19 protein-coding genes, 1 tRNA gene and 1 other RNA gene are annotated in these 18834 nt (G+C 41.0%); 13 read left to right on the top strand and 8 right to left on the bottom strand.

The features are described 5' to 3' along the window. Positions 1-24: 24 nt before the first annotated feature. On the bottom strand, positions 25-360 hold the full coding sequence (locus tag ACE3PQ_RS02715) for a TIGR01244 family sulfur transferase (RefSeq protein ID WP_374295011.1): 336 nt from the start codon (positions 358-360) through the stop codon (positions 25-27). A gap of 235 nt (positions 361-595) precedes the next feature. Continuing rightward, a tRNA-Leu gene (locus ACE3PQ_RS02710) sits at positions 596-682 on the bottom strand. Between the two features lie 195 nt (positions 683-877). Between ACE3PQ_RS02710 and queA the strand changes: the two genes are divergently transcribed. The 3 genes from queA to ACE3PQ_RS02695 all read left to right on the top strand — a co-directional run bounded on the left by queA (position 878) and on the right by ACE3PQ_RS02695 (position 3854). Beyond that, positions 878-1927 (top strand): tRNA preQ1(34) S-adenosylmethionine ribosyltransferase-isomerase QueA, encoded by a 1050-nt coding sequence (gene queA, locus ACE3PQ_RS02705; RefSeq protein WP_374294996.1) that lies wholly within the window; start codon positions 878-880, stop codon positions 1925-1927. A 31-nt stretch (positions 1928-1958) separates the two neighbouring features. Then, entirely contained in the window at positions 1959-3041 is a 1083-nt protein-coding gene (locus ACE3PQ_RS02700) for a hypothetical protein (protein ID WP_374294995.1), read from the top strand. 234 nt (positions 3042-3275) lie between these two features. Further along, complete coding sequence (locus ACE3PQ_RS02695; protein ID WP_374294993.1) at positions 3276-3854, top strand: LemA family protein; 579 nt, start codon at positions 3276-3278, stop codon at positions 3852-3854. Between the two features lie 190 nt (positions 3855-4044). Here ACE3PQ_RS02695 and smpB read toward each other — a convergent pair whose 3' ends face one another. Further along, the gene (gene smpB, locus ACE3PQ_RS02690) at positions 4045-4521 is read right to left on the bottom strand and encodes an SsrA-binding protein SmpB (RefSeq protein ID WP_374294991.1); all 477 of its coding nucleotides are present in this window, start codon (positions 4519-4521) and stop codon (positions 4045-4047) included. 236 nt (positions 4522-4757) lie between these two features. On the opposite strand from smpB, the gene coaD reads away from it, so the two are divergent. The 3 genes from coaD (at position 4758) to rnpB (ending at position 6063) form a co-directional block, all read left to right on the top strand. Then, positions 4758-5249 (top strand): pantetheine-phosphate adenylyltransferase, encoded by a 492-nt coding sequence (gene coaD / locus ACE3PQ_RS02685; RefSeq protein WP_374295009.1) that lies wholly within the window; start codon positions 4758-4760, stop codon positions 5247-5249. A gap of 67 nt (positions 5250-5316) precedes the next feature. Continuing rightward, a complete protein-coding gene (locus ACE3PQ_RS02680; RefSeq protein WP_374294989.1) occupies positions 5317-5571 on the top strand; it encodes a YfhL family 4Fe-4S dicluster ferredoxin in 255 nt (84 codons plus the stop codon). 73 nt (positions 5572-5644) lie between these two features. Then, an RNA gene (gene rnpB, locus ACE3PQ_RS02675) (RNase P RNA component class A) lies at positions 5645-6063 on the top strand. Positions 6064-6699: 636 nt separating this feature from the next. Here the strand turns inward: rnpB and ACE3PQ_RS02670 are convergent. Continuing rightward, a complete protein-coding gene (locus ACE3PQ_RS02670; protein ID WP_374294987.1) occupies positions 6700-6996 on the bottom strand; it encodes a hypothetical protein in 297 nt (98 codons plus the stop codon). A 504-nt stretch (positions 6997-7500) separates the two neighbouring features. Here ACE3PQ_RS02670 and serC point away from each other — a divergent pair. Then, on the top strand, positions 7501-8580 hold the full coding sequence (gene serC / locus ACE3PQ_RS02665) for a 3-phosphoserine/phosphohydroxythreonine transaminase (protein ID WP_374294985.1): 1080 nt from the start codon (positions 7501-7503) through the stop codon (positions 8578-8580). Between the two features lie 77 nt (positions 8581-8657). Here serC and ACE3PQ_RS02660 read toward each other — a convergent pair whose 3' ends face one another. Then, entirely contained in the window at positions 8658-8795 is a 138-nt protein-coding gene (locus ACE3PQ_RS02660) for a hypothetical protein (protein WP_298890890.1), read from the bottom strand. Between the two features lie 32 nt (positions 8796-8827). Next, entirely contained in the window at positions 8828-9769 is a 942-nt protein-coding gene (locus ACE3PQ_RS02655) for a hypothetical protein (RefSeq protein ID WP_374294983.1), read from the bottom strand. 200 nt (positions 9770-9969) lie between these two features. Here ACE3PQ_RS02655 and ACE3PQ_RS02650 point away from each other — a divergent pair, with 200 nt between their 5' ends. The 3 genes from ACE3PQ_RS02650 to ACE3PQ_RS02640 all read left to right on the top strand — a co-directional run bounded on the left by ACE3PQ_RS02650 (position 9970) and on the right by ACE3PQ_RS02640 (position 12246). Next, on the top strand, positions 9970-10734 hold the full coding sequence (locus ACE3PQ_RS02650; protein WP_374294981.1) for a 3-hydroxyacyl-CoA dehydrogenase: 765 nt from the start codon (positions 9970-9972) through the stop codon (positions 10732-10734). 78 nt (positions 10735-10812) lie between these two features. After that, entirely contained in the window at positions 10813-11292 is a 480-nt protein-coding gene (locus ACE3PQ_RS02645) for a YaiI/YqxD family protein (RefSeq protein WP_374294979.1), read from the top strand. Positions 11293-11343: 51 nt separating this feature from the next. After that, entirely contained in the window at positions 11344-12246 is a 903-nt protein-coding gene (locus tag ACE3PQ_RS02640) for a DMT family transporter (RefSeq protein ID WP_374294977.1), read from the top strand. Between the two features lie 29 nt (positions 12247-12275). Here ACE3PQ_RS02640 and ACE3PQ_RS02635 read toward each other — a convergent pair whose 3' ends face one another. Next, positions 12276-12869 (bottom strand): PilZ domain-containing protein, encoded by a 594-nt coding sequence (locus ACE3PQ_RS02635; protein WP_374294975.1) that lies wholly within the window; start codon positions 12867-12869, stop codon positions 12276-12278. Positions 12870-12894: 25 nt separating this feature from the next. Here ACE3PQ_RS02635 and ACE3PQ_RS02630 point away from each other — a divergent pair, with 25 nt between their 5' ends. From ACE3PQ_RS02630 to ACE3PQ_RS02620, 3 genes are all read left to right on the top strand, one after another. Then, positions 12895-14130, top strand: coding sequence for a lipoprotein-releasing ABC transporter permease subunit (locus tag ACE3PQ_RS02630; protein ID WP_374294974.1), 1236 nt, complete (start codon positions 12895-12897; stop codon positions 14128-14130). A gap of 31 nt (positions 14131-14161) precedes the next feature. Further along, on the top strand, positions 14162-14857 hold the full coding sequence (gene lolD / locus ACE3PQ_RS02625) for a lipoprotein-releasing ABC transporter ATP-binding protein LolD (protein WP_374295007.1): 696 nt from the start codon (positions 14162-14164) through the stop codon (positions 14855-14857). A 206-nt stretch (positions 14858-15063) separates the two neighbouring features. Then, positions 15064-17667: a DNA internalization-related competence protein ComEC/Rec2 gene (locus ACE3PQ_RS02620; RefSeq protein ID WP_374294972.1), complete on the top strand. Its 2604-nt coding sequence runs from the start codon at positions 15064-15066 to the stop codon at positions 17665-17667. On the opposite strand, the gene ACE3PQ_RS02615 is transcribed toward ACE3PQ_RS02620, so the two are convergent. Further along, positions 17635-18567 carry a lysophospholipid acyltransferase family protein gene (locus ACE3PQ_RS02615; protein WP_374294970.1) on the bottom strand — a complete coding sequence of 311 codons (933 nt, stop codon included), beginning with the start codon at positions 18565-18567 and terminating at the stop codon, positions 17635-17637. The two genes, ACE3PQ_RS02620 and ACE3PQ_RS02615, sit on opposite strands and share 33 nt — an antisense overlap. Positions 18568-18834 lie beyond the last annotated feature (267 nt).

Here is an 18834-nt window from a genome sequence, read left to right as displayed (position 1 = left end):
CCATTTTTATTTGAAGATTTTTTATTAATCCTCCAACAAATCCATTTGTTTTGCCAACTGATATAGGTTGTTAGAGCGATTACCTGTACGGCAGAACATCAGGATTGGCTTTGGCAGTTCGTTATAATGGTTTGCAAATGTGCGGACATCAAACTCAGTGATCTGACCTGCAATAATAGGTTGATAGACATAATCTAAACCTGCTGTACGAGCAGCTTCTTCGATCTGTGCGCTAGTTGGTTGTTCAGCGCCACCTTCCATATCTGGACGGTTGTTGATCACAGAGCGAAAGCCTTTTTCGACGACTTGAGGAATTTGTTCAGCAGAGATTTGTCCTGCAAAGCCAACAGGATTTTGCATAGCTTGTGTCATATTCATGTCCTCAATAAAGCAAAATATTATTAGAAAGTACCTAATCGTAGAGGTTTTATCATAGCACTTTTACAACGACTTGCAGATGCTTATCGCTACGATAACCAGTGATAAATTGTCTGGCTGGGTTTAAAGTAATTTTTAAATCCGCAAAAGAAAAACCCCAAACTCATATTTAAGTTTAGGGTTTTAGGAATTTTGTTTTCCTACGATTTTCGAACTATGGTCCCGAGGGTCGGACTCGAACCGACACGTCATCTCTGACAGTGGATTTTGAGTCCACCGCGTCTACCAATTTCACCACCTCGGGAAGGCAGGAAGTGATGCACATATTACGTTGTTCTAAAATTCTGTCAATATATTTCATGACTTGAATGATTAATTTTAGTACATATAAGAGGTTGTTATATCATTTTGAATAGCATTTAAGCGATGCTTGGTATTCTGCCAGTCAATGCCTCGTTTATCACGTATAATAAGTTGAGTTTTTATTCGATGACGTATTATGCAACTGTCTGATTTTTCTTATCACTTACCTGAAGCACTGATTGCACATTATCCACTGGCAGAGCGCAGTGCTTCCCGCTTATTACATCTCGATCAAGATGGGCAGTATCATGATCATCAGTTCATTGATATTTTGGATTTGTTGAATGCAGGCGATGTGCTGATCCTCAATGACACCAAAGTGATGAAAGCACGGTTAAAAGGAAAGCGTGCTTCGGGCGGAGCGATAGAGGTCTTAGTAGAGCGTTTAACGTCTGATATCACAGCATATTGTCATATTAAGGCAAGTAATACACCAAAAGCAGGCGCACAAATTTTCATCGGGGAAGATGGGATTCCTGCGACAGTGCAAGGTCGGCATGAGAATTTATTTATTGTCGAGTTTTCTCAGCCCATCTTGCCGATCTTAGAACAATATGGACAGCTTCCGATTCCGCCTTATTTTAACCGTGAGGCAGAAGAGATCGATCGTGAGCGTTATCAAACGGTATTTCATGATCCTGATAAGCTTGCCAGTGTTGCAGCACCGACGGCAAGTTTACACTTTGATGAAGCGATGTTAGAAAAATTAAAAGCCAAAGGCATTGAATATCATTTTGTTACGTTACACGTTGGTGCAGGGACATTTTTACCTGTACGGGTGGAAAAAGTCGAAACGCATGTCATGCACGCTGAATGGTGCGAAGTGCCTGAAAAGACAGTCGAAAAAATTCAAGCAGCCAAAGCACGAGGTAATCAAGTAGTTGCAGTCGGAACAACCGCAACACGTGCGCTAGAAAGTGCAGCATCGGCACATGGTGGTGAGTTGAAAGCATGGTCTGGCGACACGCAGATTTTTATTTATCCAGGCTTTGCGTTTAAGGTGGTTGATCGTTTAATTACCAATTTTCATTTACCAGAATCGACCTTATTGATGTTGGTGTCTGCGTTATCGAGTCGTGAACATATTTTGTCGGCGTATGCACATGCGGTAGCGGAAAAGTATCGTTTCTTTAGCTATGGTGATGCAATGCTTATTGACCAGTTACGTACGGCAATTTCTCCATAAATTTAGACAATGAATAACCATTAGGATCGTCATGCCAGTCAATAAAATTTATGAGCGGTGGCACTTTCATCAACGGATGAATCAGAAAGTCGCACATAATATTGAAAAACTTATTGATCTCTATAGCACTGCTAAATCCAAGCAGGCGATTTTGGATGGTTTACATCCATGGCGTGTATCGACCAATCTGCGCTACAACAATTTATTAAGCTACTTTTTATTATTGTGTTGTGCAGGAAGTATCTTATTTGCATCAATATTTTTGTACGATCACGGTGGCTTGTTGATTACAGTGTGGTTGTTGAGCATTGCGGTTGGATGTTTTGCTTATTTGTCCGTAGAGCATCAGAGTGATGTGGAAGGCATTATCAATAACCTAGAAACACTCACTTTTCAATATCAATATAATGTTCGTTTTGCACATTTCCCAAATTTCAATACCCAAGCAGGCATGAATCCAAACTATATGCTCGCTCGGGTTCGACAGGGCTTTGCAAGCTTAAATCAGGGTAATGCAGGCAATGAAATCGTGGATTTTGCAGCGACGTCGTGGCAAGTTCAAGGTCATGATTTTCCAGTGTTACTATTCCAATATTTGGCTTTGACTGAAGTTGAAATTCCAACAAGCAAGGGTGAGCCCATTACCAAACAGATTAGAAAAAACTTTTGGGGTGCATGTGTGTTTGACATGCCAAATTTGGCATTTTGCGTAAGTAATGAACGACAAAAATATGAACGATATCCGATCTCTTGGACGAGTAGCGATGCGCAGTTCAATCGGGACTTTCATCTCTATGGGCAGCAAGAGTTTGAACTTGCGAAGAATTTAACGCCAAGTCGTATTCTCACTTTAGCCAGTCAGCTTGATCATATGCGTGGTACATTGATGTTTCACGATCAGATGCAGGCCTTTTGTTATATCAGCACGCAAGATATTTTCCAAACTCGTGTACGATCTAAGTCGATTGATGATATTTCACAGCTTCGTGGGCATTTGCGAACATTAAAAGCACCGCACTATGAGCGTATGCAGAAAAGCTTACAGGCGATTATTCGAAGTTTTATGGATGAACGTGTTTTTATAAAAGAAGACAAAAAGATTGAGTTTTATTAAATCACTCTGAGTTTATTGGTGTTGTCTGAATTTTTAGCGTTGTGAATTTAGGACTAATTAGGAGTAAATCATCAATCTAATTATCAAAGCTCATCATGGATTTAAACCAAAAATAGATTACAATCAGATCAATGGAAGATTTGCGTCGCAATTTTTTCGATTAATAACAATTTCTAAAACCTACTTGAACACAGCTTAGCTTTGTATCAACAACATCTTCGGGGGAGTTTGGCAATGGGTTTAATTATTTTTCTGAGCATTATCGTCTTAGTGATTTTCTTCTTTATCGTGATTCGCAATAATATCGTCAAAAATGAAAATGCGGCAAAACGTGCGTGGTCTGATGTGGCAAGTTTTGAGCGTCAAAAAGTTAAAATTCTCGATGATTTGCAACCTTTGATTGACCGTTATGATGATTTTGAACAAAGCACGATGACACAAATCAGTGCACTGCGTCAGAATATTTTAAACCTTAATCAAAATACCCAAGATGTGGCAAAGCTTGAGCAAATTGAGCAGCAAACTTCACAATTGCTGAAAGGCATTCATGTGCAAGTGGAAGCTTATCCTGAGCTCAAAGCCAATGAGATTTATCAAAAACTCATGCACGAAATCACCGATCAGAATGAAAATGTTGGCGCAGCGATTAGCATTTTTAACCGCAATGTTGAGCACTTTAATAACAGTATTCAGATTTTCCCGAATAATGTCGTGAATAGCATGAGCTTAAATAAAAAACCGTTAAAGCCGTTTCAAGATCGGGTGATGGATATTGGCTTTGATTATAAGCCGAATTTTGAGTCGTCGAAGTAATTTAATTCACTACTGTGTTAACCTCACTCGATGTACTGAATGTACACCATCGTTCGGTTGCCTTGTATTGAACCTAAATTACATCAACAATTACATCAACTACATTATTGCAGATGTGAAATTGAAGCTAACATTAGCTTCAACTTCAGACTAAAAAATCTTTTAAATTTGTGAGTTTTGCAGCGCAAAATTACTGATGAAACAGACGTGCTTTATCACGTTGCCAGTCACGGTCTTTCTCTGTTTGGCGTTTGTCGTGTAACTGTTTACCTTTTACTAAGGCGATTTCTAATTTTGCCAAATGACCTTTCCAGTAACATGCCAATGGCACGCAGGTATAACCTTTTTGATTGACTGCGCCAAGTAACTTATCTAACTCACGGCGAGAAAGCAGAAGTTTACGCGTACGAGTAGCTTCTGCGACTACATGCGTGGATGCTGAAAGTAGCGGTTGGATTTGCGCACCAAATAAAAACGCTTCGTTATTTTTAAAGGTAATATAGCTTTCGACCAAGCTCATCCGCCCAGCACGTAAAGATTTGACTTCCCAGCCTTGCAATGACAAACCTGCTTCAAATTTTTCTTCAATAAAATAATCATGGCGAGCACGTTTGTTCTGTGCGATGGTGCCAGAGTTATTTTTTTTGACGACTTTTGCATTTGCCATAAATCAATTTTTTCCAAAAAATTTTATAAAAAACCAACAACAAACCATCATGTATACAATGGTTGATTATTTTAGCGTTGTTTTTTCAATGGTGACTTTAGCTAAAAAATCAAGTTTTTGCTAGAATAAAGCATGATTTAATTATCACACTATTTAACCTGTCGCAGTTTCTAATTTCGCAAGATTTGATTAACCACAGTGATGCACAAGGCACAATAAGCATGACACAGAATCGCATGACGAAAACACGTATTATTTATCCAGGGACTTTTGATCCAATTACCAATGGACATATTGATTTGGTGACGAGAGCATCCAAAATGTTTGATGAAGTGGTGGTGGCGATTGCGATCGGGCATCATAAGAATCCTGTATTTAGTTTAGAAGAACGGGTTGCTTTTGCTAAAAGCTCACTGAGCCATTTGGATAATGTTGAATTTGTTGGTTTTGATGGATTGTTGGTAAATTTTTTCCAAGAACAAAAAGCAACGGCTGTACTGCGTGGCTTGCGTGCGATTTCTGACTTTGAATATGAATTTCAATTGGCAAATATGAATCGTCAGTTGGATAGCAATTTTGAATCCGTCTTTTTGACACCATCGGAGCAATATTCATTTATTTCTTCGACTTTGGTGCGTGAGATTGCTCGATTAAATGGTGATGTGAGCAAGTTTGTACCAAAAGTAGTGACAGAGGCGTTTGAGCGTAAGCATCATCAAGGTTGGTAGTTTGTTACAGCACTTCGAACTGATAACTTTATTGATGATAAGCTAAACTTATTTTAAGGGAGCAATTATGGCGTTAACAATCACAGATGAATGCATCAATTGCGATGTCTGTGAGCCTGCGTGCCCGAATGAAGCAATCTATATGGGCGAGGACATTTATGAAATTGATCCTGCGCTATGTACCGAATGCGTTGGGCATTATGATACGCCACAGTGCGCATTACTCTGTCCAGTTAGCTGTATTCCAAAAGATGAACGGCACATCGAAACAGAAGAGCAACTCCTTGAAAAGTATCAACGCATCATCGATGCAAAAAGTTGATATGAAAAATAGTTGATGCAAAAAATATTTTTTCTCCAAGTTTTTTGCTTGGTTTTTTGCTAAGATGTGCGCCGAAGTGAGCCAGACGATCGCTGCTACGGAGGTCTTCGTGACTGAGGTAGGGGAGGAAAGTCCGGGCTTCAAAGGGTAAGGTGCCAGATAACGTCTGGGCGGCGTGAGCCGACGGCAAGTGCAGCAGAGAGTAGACCGCCGAAATCCCCCTAAATCTCCCTTTTACTAAGGGGGAACTCCTCCCTTTTCTAAAGGGAGGTTGGGAGGGATTACGGTAAGGGTGAAAGGGTGCGGTAAGAGCGCACCGCATGGCTGGTAACAGTGCATGGCAAGGTAAACCCCACCTGAAGCAAGACCAAATAGGAATCCTGAGGCGTGACCCGCGCTGGATTCGGGTAGGTTGCTGGAGCGTATGAGTGATTGTGCGCCTAGAGGAATGATCGTTCACGACAGAACCCGGCTTATCGGCTCACTTCGTCAGATTTTGATAACTATATTTAAAAGCGCAAAATTTAAAAGCGCAAAATAAAATCAGACCCGCAAAGGTCTCATTTTTAATTTTCAGCTTTTTATTTCTAACGCGTTTATTCAGTCAATATATCTTCTGGGTTGCCATAAATAGGCTGTGCTTCATCTGCGACAGGTTCTTGATCTGCTGTTGCGTCATCATTGATTTGCTCAACAGGTTCAACCTCAACGTCAAAAATTTCAACTTATACTTTGGATTTGCTAGTCGCTTCTGTTGCTTCAGAAGTATCATCTGCAAAAGTCGTTGTAGTGAGGGCGAATAGGCTAGTCATAAGAAGTGCGTTTAGGAGTTTCATGAGGGGTTCTTTTACACTTGGATCAATAATAGATTGTCGCTATAAATTTAACTATTCGCATTATTAAGGTAGTTGGTCCATTCGCTACTTTTTATGCACTTGTTATCTAGCTCGCTAAACATAGCGTGAGATTGATCTGAAATTAATAATGTGTGACTAAATTTATATATTTTGAAATGATTTTTGATTTAATTTTTTTGTACTTAGAATAGTAAAAGGTTGAGCTCACCAAATGATGATCTCAATCCCAACAAAGTTTTAAGACGAACTCTTAAAGACAAGCACTTTCAGCTTATTGCTTATCTTTTTTGTCTTGCTCTTCTTCTAGAGCAACTTTGTCACCGGCTTTATCCGATGCTTTTACATCAGCAGCAGCTTGATTCAATTGTTCTTCAGTTGGTGCAGTACCTTGAGCTAAAGCATCTTGTGTAGATACGATAGTTGCATCTTGAGGTGCTTGCGCATCAGCTTGTACGTTGAGCTGTGCTTCAGGTGTAGTTGCAGGTGCTTGCTCAATCGTTTCACCAGCTAAAGCTGAGATAGAAAGCGTTGTTAAACCTGTGATCAATAATGTTTTAACCAGTTTCATAATAGGCATCCTTTAAAAATTCAGAACAATTTGTCCAAAGTCATCGAAGTATTTAAGTGCTCAAACTCGCTCACTCTAATGTGCAATGGAATAAATCGTACTGCATTAGGCATCAATGCAAGGTACGGAAGCCATGCTAGTAAAAAAATGTAGAAATGATGAATAGGGTTTACAGTTTGGTGATAAATTCTAGTTATAAGATAACATTACAATGGAGATTGTCAGTGCTTCGTAATGACGAACGCAAAAATGCAAAATAATTTGTCAGGAATTATGAAAAATAGATCAAACATTAGACATAAAAATTACAGAGCGTTTACAGATTTTCTTCACTCTATTTTTTATGAAAATAAAAATTGAGTGTTTAGTTTGATTAAAGTCAATCAATTAATTGAAATAAGCGATTATCCAAAAGACCTTCTTTGCACTTCGTCTTCTTTTTTATGATTTGTCTTTATGCTTAAATAGGCATCTATTTTTTCGCCCATTTTATGAGGACATCCCATGCGTGCCTATAATTTCTGTGCAGGTCCAGCTGCATTGCCTACTGCTGTTTTAGAAAAAGCACAGCAAGAGTTGACCAATTGGCAGGGCAAAGGATTGTCGATCATGGAAATGAGTCATCGTAGCGCTGATTTTGTGGCTGTGGCGGAAAAGGCTGAAGCCGATTTACGCACATTGCTTGCGATTCCTGAGAATTATAAAGTGTTGTTTCTACAAGGTGGTGCATCACTTCAGTTTTCTGCGATCCCACTGAACTTGCTTGGTAAAAATAGCAAAGCAGACTATATCAATACTGGGATTTGGTCTGAGAAAGCATTCAAAGAAGCAAAGCGTTATGGCGAGGTCAATGTCATTGATGCAGTAACTACTGTCGATGGCAAGATGGCTATCGCTGATCAATCTGCATGGAATCTCTCAAATGACGTAGCTTATGTGCATTATGCTGATAATGAAACGATTGGCGGAATTCAGTTTGCAGGCATTCCAAATGCGAATGCGCCACTGGTGTGTGATTATTCTTCGAGTATTTTGTCTGCGCCACTCGATGTATCAAAATTTGGCGTGATCTACGCAGGTGCACAAAAGAACATTGGCCCTGCGGGTTTGACCATCGTCATCGTGCGTGATGATTTACTCGATCAAAGCAAAGCAGAAATCCCAAGTATCTTGAAATATGCCGATCAAGCGAAGAATGGTTCAATGGTGAATACACCAGCGACCTATTCTTGGTATCTATCAGGATTGGTATTTGAATGGTTACTTGAGCAGGGCGGGGTAGATGCGATGCATCAAATTAACCTGCAAAAAGCCAATCTGCTTTATGGTTATATTGATCAAAGTGGTTTTTATCAAAATCCAATTGCCAAAGCCAATCGTTCGATCATGAATGTGCCATTCACTTTGGCAGATGAGAAGCTTGAGAAAACTTTCTTGGTAGAGGCGGAAAAACGCAATTTATTGAATCTTGCAGGACATCGTTCTGTGGGCGGTATGCGTGCCAGTATTTATAATGCGGTGCCGTTGGCAGGTGTAGAAGCTTTAGTTGAATTTATGCAGGACTTTGCAAAACAGTATGGTTGATCTGTTGATTGGTTTGTTCATTATCAAAACATGGACATTAAAAAATCGGTTGCAATTACATTGTACCGATTTTTTATTTAGATAATGAAACTGTGTAGAAACCAAGCGCTAAGCACAATACCCAAACAGAAGAACAGACATGCAAACTTGTCTACCTTTAGACTGGATAAAGAGATGGCTTCCATCGGCTGAGGCTGTTGGACATCGCTTTTCATTGTTATGCCTTGTAATTGCATAGTAATTAGACTTAGCTGTCAGTTGTAGCATATATTTTTGTTTGAATCCATACATTTCCGCGAATAAATTCACCAATTTCAAATTCTTGCTGAGTCTTTGCAACAGCTAAGCGCAAAATGACAGGTTTGGCTTTTTCTTCACGCATGATCGCTACATCATAAAGTGTGATGGATTTATCAAAAAACTGTCCGTGGCTTTTCCCAACGATATCGCCTTGAAACCACGCTTCATCTTCTTGACCCATGGTTTCGCCGTAAAGATAAGCGACCATTTTGGAAATATCGAGGGTCACAGGCATTTCATCTTCAGGACTTGTAGGTTGCCATGCAGCAAGTAAATCTTGCAGATTGTCAGGTGTTTCACCATTATGATCTGCCAAAATATCATTTAAAGCGCGATGGTGACGAATCGCCGCAGGGTCTTCGATGAGCATGGTTTCTTTATTTGGCACAGCTTCGAGTCCATAGCCCCATGCAGAGAGTTCGGCTTGATAAGTGGTGTTGGCATCGTATTGTTGTTGATTGACTACATAGAGCGCATCATAGGCATAGATTACGCTAGTATCATCAAGCTCAAGACGAAGTACGGCTTCATGGTTATTCGGACAAGCAAGAATACGTCCAACTTTGGCATTGACTTTGTACGGACTGTCGAAGGATGGAAATGCGGTAATAAAGTGCTTTGGATGATTATTTTCTACAGCGACGATTTGTTGTAGATGAATTGGTTGCTGTGGACCTTGAAGTAGCCAAACATCTTTGGGTAAATCATCTTCACTCGCACAAAGCCCCATTGGCGAACTTGCAGTATCGAGCGCTTGTTGCATCCAACCACTGACCTCATTTTCAGGCTGTTGGCTTAAGATGCGCCAATGTTCGGCATGACCGCCGAAGTTTTCACAGCTTACAGAGATGATTTCAGGTTGTTGCTTGTTACTCGACTGTTGGCTCATAAGTATTCGACTTTAATGGGTTGGATTTTTTTATAGTTATAAGGCATAAATGATTATTTTCAAGTGTTTGTCAGTAAAACAGAATTTATGTTACTTAAACATATTGACGAAAATGACAATGCGAAATGACGGTTTACGCTAAAGAGGATACACATTTGTTGTGCTAGTGTATGTGGCAAAGTAAGCGAGGTGAGAAGTATATGGATCTGGAAAATAAAGTAGCCATTATTACTGGTGGTGCATCAGGATTGGGTTTGGCAACTGTTAAGCGGTTTGTTCAGTTGGGCGCAAAAATAGCGGTTTTGGATTTTAACGAATCTGCAGGAGCAACACTGGCATCTGAATTTTCAGATCAGGTTTTATTTGTCAAAACCAATGTCGCTGATGAGTCTTCTGTACAGCAGGCAGTAGCGCAAACCATGTCGCGTTTTGGGGCGATTCATATTTGTATCAACTACGCTGGAGTGGGCGGAGCAGTGAAAACGCTTGGTAAGAATGGCGTTTTCCCACTTGAAGAATTTAATCGAATCATTCAAATTAATTTAGTGGGTACATTTAACGTACTACGCCTTGCGGCAGAGCAAATGGCAAAAAATGAATTGGTTGACGGTGAGCGTGGGGTAATTATTAATACTGCATCGGTCGCCGCTTTTGAGGGGCAAGTTGGTCAAGCTGCCTATAGTGCGTCCAAAGGTGGCATTGTGGGAATGACCTTGCCGATTGCTCGTGATCTTGCGCAGTATGCTATCCGTGTAAATACCATTGCACCTGGATTGATTCACACACCACTCTTTGATAGTTTAGGTGACAAAGTCATTGAGTCACTTTCTGCGACGGTGTTGAACCCACAGCGTCTTGGGCAACCTGATGAAATCGCTCAAACAGCACAATTCATCATTGAAAATGCCTATATGAATGGTGAAACGATCCGTGTTGATGGTGGAATTCGGATGCAACCACGGTAAAACGCTCTATTTTTATAGGGTAAATTCAGCGAAATATGACTACAATGCAGATTATTCTAGATGATCTGCATTTTTTTCATGGCTACTGAACCTCAATTTCACCTTTGGATCGACGCCGATGCCATTCCCAATGTGCTTAAAGATATTATCTATCGTGCATCAGATCGCTTCGCCCTTGAAGTGACCTTTGTGGCGAATCAAGCCTTAAATATTCCACGTTCAACACGGATTAAGACTTTGCAAGTATTATCGGGTGCAGATGTGGCGGATCAAACCATTGTTGAGCGTATGCAAGCCAATGATATTGTTGTTACGCAAGATATTCCCTTAGCGGCACAAGTGATCGAAAAAGGTGGTGTGGCGATTCATCCACGTGGTGAGATTTTCACCGTCAATAATATTAAAGCACGATTGCATCTGCGAGATTATATGGATAGCCTACGTGGAGCAGGAGTGCAAACGGGTGGTCCTGCAGCAATGAATGAGCGTGATAAACGTGAGTTTGCCAATGCGTTAGAGCAGACGATTCGTAAACAGATTCGAGTGACTAAAGCTTAAAATTATTTTATCTGCGACCAAATTTTCACAATACACATTCTTGAGTAAAGCATGAATATCTCCAAGCAAAATGCGGTGATTACTTACATCGCACTTATTTTTATTTGGGCATCGACACCGCTTGCGATCGTCTGGAGTGTGGATACGATTGCACCGATGTGGTCGATGGTACTGCGTTTCTTCCTTGCTTTGCCGCTGACACTTGGCTTGGTGTGGTTGATGAAGATTCCGCTCACATTCACACGGCAGACTTGTCTGAGCTATCTCGCAGGAAGCCTTAGTCTGATTGTATCGCAGACGTTTACTTATCTTGCTACAGCACATTTGTCCTCAAGTATTATTGCGATGGTATTTGGCATGGCACCTGTAATCACAGGTTTAGTTGGTGCAACTTGGTTTTCTGTACAACTTCGAACTCTGCAGTGGTTAGGGATGTTTGTGGCGCTCGCAGGGCTAAGTAGCATGTGTTTGCTTGCGCAAGAGAGTATGCACTTCAATGTGATTGGGATTTTCTTGGTGTTGGCGAGTGTGACGATTTATTGTTTTTCCATGTATTTCGTCAAACAGATTAATGCGCCAGTCACACCATTTGCGCAGGCTTCGGGTTCTATTATTTTCTCAACCATTATTGCGATTGGTTTTATTCCATTTATTTGGGATCAAGTGCCAACAACAATGCCATCGCTCAAGTCGATTTCTGCATTATTATTTACCGCTGTGGTGGCTTCGATTGTGGCGATGTTTTGCTATTTTAAATTGATTCAAAATATCTCAGCGACCACGCTGTCATTGACGACCGTGATGACCCCTATTATTGCGTTGATTTTGGGTGCGGTGCTCAATCAAGAGTATTTGTCGATGCAGGTGTATTTTGGCATTGTGGTGATTTTTATTGGCTTATTGATTTATTTTTATCATGATATTCAACGTATGCTTCGTGAGCGCATACGTTGAAATCATCATCTATTTAGCCAAATTTAGTTCTAGCTTTCAGCGTTGTCAGCGTCTTCATGTTCTTCGTTGTGGATGCGCTCTACACAGGTCGCCAGTTTTTCACGATCTTCATCATGTAGATTGACAAAGTGCGCACCGATACGATATTTGCCATCGTCACCTTCAAGGGTGTAGACCACGTGTGCAGTGGCAGCGACTTGGAGGTGCTTTTCGGTATCCATAAAGGTAAGATGGATGTAGCTGTCATTTTGCATTGATGATTTGGTGAAGAATGACAAACCACTTTCAGAGATGTTCACTCGTTCAGGGCTAGGCAACATGCCTTTGAGAGAATCGTAAGTGCTATGATTGATCAAATCGATTTTTTGATTGAGCAAACTGAAAATGTGTCCAAATCCCGGATGTTCTGTTTTAATTGCGTCAATTTCCCACTCAAGAACGCTGTCAATTTGTGCAAGTTCTGAAAGTAAAAGAAAATATCGTGGTATCATAAATTCTGGATTGTAGGGATCAAGTTCTGCTTGTTCTTTGCTGATCTCCTGATAATTAAATCTCAATAATGCATCAGCTCGTGAGCTTTGGCGACGTTCGCCGTGGGGAGCTGTGTGCTGAGTTTGAACCATTTTTTACTTCCTCGGATTTGATCGTATGTATAAACCGATCGCTTTTTACATAGGCTTACGCTACACGCGAGCGCGTCGTAGTAATCGTTTTATCTCTTTTCATGCTTTATCTTCTATGATTGGCATGATGCTCGGTGTTGCGGTACTCATCATTGTTTTATCAGTGATGAACGGATTCCAAAATGAAATTAAAAACCGTGTCCTTGGTATGGTGCCACAGGCGACCGTGTCTTCAAATCATATCATCACTGACTGGCAAAATATATTACCTGTCGTAGAAAATATTGAACATGTACAAGGTGCTGCGCCATTTACCCAATTGCAGGGGATGATCACCTCACAGGGACAGGTGACAGGGCTTGTGGTGAATGGGATTGACCCAAAATATGAGCCACGTGTATCCATTATTCAAGACAATATGGTGCAAGGTTCACTGGATAATCTGCAACAAGGCGAATACGGCATCATCTTGGGTAAGAGCCTCACTGATGCGCTTGGACTACGTGTCAATGACAAAATCACTTTGATTCTGCCTGAAGCGACACCATCACCAGCGGGTGTTGTGCCTCGTTTTAAGCGCTTTACTTTAGTTGGTATCTTTAGCGTCGGTGCAGATGTTGATGGTTTGATCGGTTATATTGCTTTAAATGATGCAGCAACTTTGCTTCGACTGCCTGAGGGTGCGCAAAGTGTACGTATGAAGCTTGATGATGTATTCGCAGCGCCTGATGTGGTTGATCAAGCGTTAAGTCAACTTCCTCCACATTTCTATGGTTCGGATTGGAGTTATACACACGGTAGCTTGTTTAGTGCGATCCAAATGGAAAAATTCATGATTGGATTATTACTTTTCCTCATCGTACTGGTTGCTGCATTTAACATCGTATCGTCATTGGTGCTGATCGTCGCTGATAAACAAGCTGATATTGCGATTTTACGGACATTGGGCGCAACGCCATCCACCATTACCAAAATCTTTATTGTGCATGGCACCGTCATTGGTGTGATCGGCACATTCTTCGGGACGATACTCGGTGTCACCGTGGCACTGTCGATTAGCTCAGTATTTAGCTGGGTGACCAATGCTTTAGGATTGAATCCACTCGCTGCGTATGTGATTAATTATTTACCGTCAGAGCTGCTATGGCGTGATGTGGCAGTGATTGTGGTGTTGTCTTTGCTACTCAGCTTCCTTGCAACGATCTATCCTGCTTTGCGTGCAGCCAAGACACAACCTGCGGAGGCGCTACGTTATGAGTAATGAAAATATGACTAATGAAAAGCGTCAAGCGATGAACAGCCAAAGCAATATTGTCCTTGAAGCAAAAAATGTACATCGTCGTTTTGATGATGGGCGTAATCAAGTGGATGTACTACGTGGCTTAGACTTATCAGTACAACAAGGTGAATTCGTTTCCGTCATCGGTGCAAGTGGTTCGGGTAAAAGTACGCTACTGCATGTGCTTGGTGGTTTGGATACGCCAACGCAAGGCGAAATTTTCCTCAAAGGACAACGCTTTGATACATTAAAAGAAGCGGAGCGTGGACATCAGCGCAACCTCTATTTAGGTTTTGTCTATCAGTTTCATCATCTCTTGCCTGAGTTTAATGCCTTAGAAAATGTTTGTATGCCATTGATGCTTCGTCAGGGCACGACTTTTCTTGAAGTAAAAATGAAAGCAGAAAAGCTACTTGAGCAAGTCGGTTTAAGCCACCGTATGGATCATAAACCAGGTGAGCTATCAGGTGGCGAACGTCAGCGTGTGGCACTCGCTCGTGCATTGGTGACTGATCCTGATTTGATTCTTGCTGATGAACCGACAGGGAATCTTGATCGTCAAACGGCACAAGGCATTTTTAGTTTGCTGAAAGAATTGCAGACAGATCGTCAAATGGCGATGTTGATCGTGACGCATGACGAATCGCTTGCCCAGTCCGCAGATCGAATCTTGCATATGCGTGATGGTGCATGGTTTAACGCAGAATAATCGTTGATCTTGATTGAAATTTATAAGAACTGATCTATGCAAATGGGTCAGTTTTTTTCTAAACAGTTTTAAATAAATCGCTCGACAATTCACTGGGCTTCAATTACTTTTAAATTTATCAGAATATAAAATATTAATTATGGTCAAGCAGTGATTCATTATAAAAAATTTATTTTAATAACTTGTACTAAAAAGGCGACAAGGTCGTGATTCGCTGGTTGTGTTTGGCATGGATTATCGGTATCGCCACGCTTGGTGTGCCACTTGGACTGATTGAAAATTTTTATTCATTTTATTGGCTGATTCCTTGCCTCATTTCATTATCACTATTGCTTTTAGTGTGGCGTTTTGATCGAGCTTTGCAGTGGAAATGGCTCAAATTTTCACTCAAATCCATTGCTTTTATTTCAACGTTGATGTTGGCAATGAGCTATGCCGATCAGCGTTTACAGCATCGACTTGCCAATGATGTGGTTGAACGACAAACCGTTGAAGGCATTGTCTATATTTCACAACTTAGTGAAGGTAAATTAGAAAATTGGCGACAGCCCGCACAGCTCCTCATTCCCGAACAAAATCGTAGTCTAAAAATATTACTTTATCCCAAACGGATTTATGATGCGCAAGGTGAAGTGATTGGCATGAGTACCGATCAGTTGGGACTTGGACAATTTTATCAAATGACTTTGGACATTAAGCCACCGCATGGCTATGTTAATCGTGGTGGCTTTGATCAAGAAAAATGGTTGCTTCAGCAAGCTATTCAAGGCACAGCAACTGTACTTTATAGTCAGCCGATTACGGCTTCTGATGTTCAGTCGATGGGTTGGTATCGCTTCGTCGTGGATCAACGTGGAGTGCTCAATGATTGGCGATTACAGGTTGAAAAGTTACGGCTAAGGTTTCGTGAACAGCTTTTAGAGCAAAACAATTTTAGTCATCACAACGACTTTGAAACAGCACAGCATAGCCAAGAACTAGGGTTACTTTTAGCTTTATTGACAGGTGATCGAAGCGGTATTGATCAAGCCACCACACAGCGTTTTCAGGTGCTGGGCATTAGTCATCTTTTAGCAATTTCAGGACCACATGTGTTGCTTTTGGCTGCGATGTTGACGTGGGCTTTGATGAAAACGTTACATCTGTCTATGCGAGTCGGTCGATTAGAAACGCTCTATTTAAAGTTTCCACGACAATTATTCTATATCCCGATCTTTCTAAGCCTTGTCAGTTTTTATGTGGTGTTTACAGGCTTTGAGATTCCAGCATTACGCACGTGGTTGATTGCCTGCATTGCCAGTATTTGTCTATGGCAACGGTGGCAGATTTCAACTTTGACGATGTTGCTACTGGCGGCGGTGATTGTATTAATTTTGGATTGTTTTGCGATTTTATCCGCAGCATTTTGGCTATCTTTTGTCGCATCAGGGATTTTACTCCTGATCTATCGCCAAGTACAAAAACATGAAACGCATCCTGAAGATACTTTTGTCGATCATTTAAAATATGCTTTTTCCGTATTGTTGCAGACGCAATGGCGTGTATTTATTGCCTTATTACCAATCGTGCTGTGGCAGTTTAAGGCAGTTTCAATTCTTTCACCATTGGTCAATTTGCTTGCGATTCCATTTTTAAGTTTGATTATTGTGCCGCTGAATATTTTATCGGCGTTGATTTGGCAAGTGATTCCGATCATTGGTGAGCCTTCAGGTGAATTGCTGTGGGGATTCTCAGTATTTTTATTGTCCATTTTTCATTCGATTTTAAAGGCGATTGAGCCGATTGCGACGGCGTTATATTTACCGAGCTTTTTCACTGGTATGAGCTTATTGTGTATTGCGATTGCTGTTGCGATTTTGATGTTGCCTAAAGGGTTGATTGCTCGTTATTGGGCAATATTTTTTCTGATTCCGATATTTTTTCAACAAAGTTTGCGTGCACATTTGACGGTGGATATTCTTGATGTGGGGCAGGGGCAAGCCATTGCGGTACATACACAGAAGCATCATATGTTGCTAGATACAGGTATGGGGGCATGGCAAGCAGGTCAACCGACGATGGGCGACCGAGTGATCGTGCCGTATTTGCGTGATCAAGGTATTCGTAAATTGGATGAAATATTATTGACGCATCTTGATCTTGATCATCGTGGTGGTACAGATGCGATTGTGCGAGAGATCGCTGTAAAACAATTGCGCAGTAATGAACAAGAAGACGGTGTGACCAATTATCCCGATGTGCCATTTATCCAATGTGAGCGAGGTCAATCTTGGCAATGGGGTGAGGTGAAATTTGAGGTACTTTCACCAATATCAAATGAACCGATTGAAAGTGGCTTATTACAAAGTACAAATGAAAGCTCATGTGTGGTTTTAATCACTTCGAATCATGCGACCGACATTTTCAAAATTCTCATGATGGGCGATGCAGGTTGGCTCACCGAATACCAATTGATGCGAGATTATCCTGATTTAGAAGCTGATATTTTAGTGCTTGGGCATCATGGTAGTCGGCATAGTTCAGCCTATGATTTTTTAAAACAAATTCAACCGAAACTAGCTGTCATCTCTGTGGGAGTCGACAACCGTTATGGACATCCAACACCTGAAACCATTGCACGATTAAATGCTTTAAACATTCCTTATGTAGACACCGCACAAATGGGTGGCATTCATATTGAGCAGAAAGATGCTGACTCAGCTTGGACATGGCAATATCGACGAGCAGATCGAAAGTGGATTGAGCCGACCGACGATTCAGTCTTGCATAGTGCGGGTTTAGCTATCCCGAGCTTGAATGGTGCGAATTAAGTCGATGCTTTCTGCATGAGGCAAGCTATATACTTTTTTGCTTTCAGGGTTGGCTTTGAAGCGTTTATAACTCCAATGATAATGCTGCGGATGACGTCGAATAAGCTGTTCAATATGTTGATGAATGATTGCTGTACCATTTAGACTACGATCATAAATCTGCGGATCCATCGCTTCGATATGTATGTCAAAGCCTGATTGGTCATTTCGAAGCGCATAAAGTATCAATGCACGTGCGCCTGTCTTCTGAATCATTTTTGCACAGAGCTGGCTACTTTCCACAGGGACACCAAACCACGGCACGAGCTCACCACCTTGCTTTGGTGTATGATCTGGAAGAATCACCGTCGTGCCACCATTCTTTAATGCTTTGAAGATTTGCTTCACACCAGTTTCATTGGTTTGTACCAGTGTTCCACCTTCACGTTGGCGCGCCTCAAGTACGATCTGATCCATGTTTGGATTTTTGATCGGCATATACATGATGGTGAGATCGGTATGTTGTGAAATCCACGCATTCATCACTTCCCAAGTGCCAAAGTGTGGCACAATCAGAACAGCACCTTTTTCTTCAGCTAAAGCTTGCTTCAGGCGTTCATGTCCATGGACTTGATGAATCAATGCGAGGTTTTGTTGATTGTTGTTGCTCCAAACGTGGAAGAACTCAAAATAGGAGCACAATTCATTTCTGATGGCTTGTTGAGTAACGTGTTCTCGTTCAGGAGCTGATAAATCGGTAAGTGCAATTTCGATATTCAGCCGAATCGCTTGAATGGTCTTAAACGATGGCATAATCGACAAAATATTAGCGATCATCACCGCTAAAAGTTGTAACAACTTTAAAGGCGTGTAATGAAATAGGCGTAGTAGCCAAGCTAATCCATTAGACTTGTTTTGCATAACTCACAGAAAAATCAATAAACCAAAATAATAATGAAAAAATTTACCTGAATTATAAGCTAAAAACAACGAGATAAAGAAGATTTACAGATCAATATAGGCAGGTGAATTGATTAACTGTATCATGTGCCAAAACCTTTATTTAGGAAAGCATAATGTCAGATTGGCCACCAAAACCATCTTCAGAACAACAATCAAACAGTCCTTCAAATCATTCGGATCAAAACCTAGTTCAAGGTCAAGAGTGGAAAATATTAGAAAAAGCGG

This window comes from Acinetobacter sp. (assembly GCF_041911495.1).
GTDB lineage: Bacteria > Pseudomonadota > Gammaproteobacteria > Pseudomonadales > Moraxellaceae > Acinetobacter.
This window is presented reverse-complemented; position numbering and strand designations above follow the sequence as displayed.

Bases quoted from the DNA above. Each gene is read 5' to 3' on its own strand.
- lolD (WP_374295007.1), top strand. From the start codon at position 14,162: ATGAACAGCCAAAGCAATATTGTCCTTGAAGCAAAAAATGTACATCGT.
- ACE3PQ_RS02700 (WP_374294995.1), top strand. From the start codon at position 1,959: ATGCCAGTCAATAAAATTTATGAGCGGTGGCACTTTCATCAACGGATG.
- coaD (WP_374295009.1), top strand. From the start codon at position 4,758: ATGACGAAAACACGTATTATTTATCCAGGGACTTTTGATCCAATTACC.
- ACE3PQ_RS02680 (WP_374294989.1), top strand. From the start codon at position 5,317: ATGGCGTTAACAATCACAGATGAATGCATCAATTGCGATGTCTGTGAG.
- serC (WP_374294985.1), top strand. From the start codon at position 7,501: ATGCGTGCCTATAATTTCTGTGCAGGTCCAGCTGCATTGCCTACTGCT.
- ACE3PQ_RS02715 (WP_374295011.1), bottom strand. From the start codon at position 360: ATGCAAAATCCTGTTGGCTTTGCAGGACAAATCTCTGCTGAACAAATT.
- ACE3PQ_RS02695 (WP_374294993.1), top strand. From the start codon at position 3,276: ATGGGTTTAATTATTTTTCTGAGCATTATCGTCTTAGTGATTTTCTTC.
- ACE3PQ_RS02635 (WP_374294975.1), bottom strand. From the start codon at position 12,869: ATGGTTCAAACTCAGCACACAGCTCCCCACGGCGAACGTCGCCAAAGC.
- ACE3PQ_RS02670 (WP_374294987.1), bottom strand. From the start codon at position 6,996: ATGAAACTGGTTAAAACATTATTGATCACAGGTTTAACAACGCTTTCT.
- ACE3PQ_RS02630 (WP_374294974.1), top strand. From the start codon at position 12,895: ATGTATAAACCGATCGCTTTTTACATAGGCTTACGCTACACGCGAGCG.
- ACE3PQ_RS02655 (WP_374294983.1), bottom strand. From the start codon at position 9,769: ATGAGCCAACAGTCGAGTAACAAGCAACAACCTGAAATCATCTCTGTA.
- ACE3PQ_RS02660 (WP_298890890.1), bottom strand. From the start codon at position 8,795: ATGAAAAGCGATGTCCAACAGCCTCAGCCGATGGAAGCCATCTCTTTA.
- ACE3PQ_RS02645 (WP_374294979.1), top strand. From the start codon at position 10,813: ATGGCTACTGAACCTCAATTTCACCTTTGGATCGACGCCGATGCCATT.
- ACE3PQ_RS02650 (WP_374294981.1), top strand. From the start codon at position 9,970: ATGGATCTGGAAAATAAAGTAGCCATTATTACTGGTGGTGCATCAGGA.
- ACE3PQ_RS02640 (WP_374294977.1), top strand. From the start codon at position 11,344: ATGAATATCTCCAAGCAAAATGCGGTGATTACTTACATCGCACTTATT.
- queA (WP_374294996.1), top strand. From the start codon at position 878: ATGCAACTGTCTGATTTTTCTTATCACTTACCTGAAGCACTGATTGCA.
- ACE3PQ_RS02615 (WP_374294970.1), bottom strand. From the start codon at position 18,567: ATGCAAAACAAGTCTAATGGATTAGCTTGGCTACTACGCCTATTTCAT.
- smpB (WP_374294991.1), bottom strand. From the start codon at position 4,521: ATGGCAAATGCAAAAGTCGTCAAAAAAAATAACTCTGGCACCATCGCA.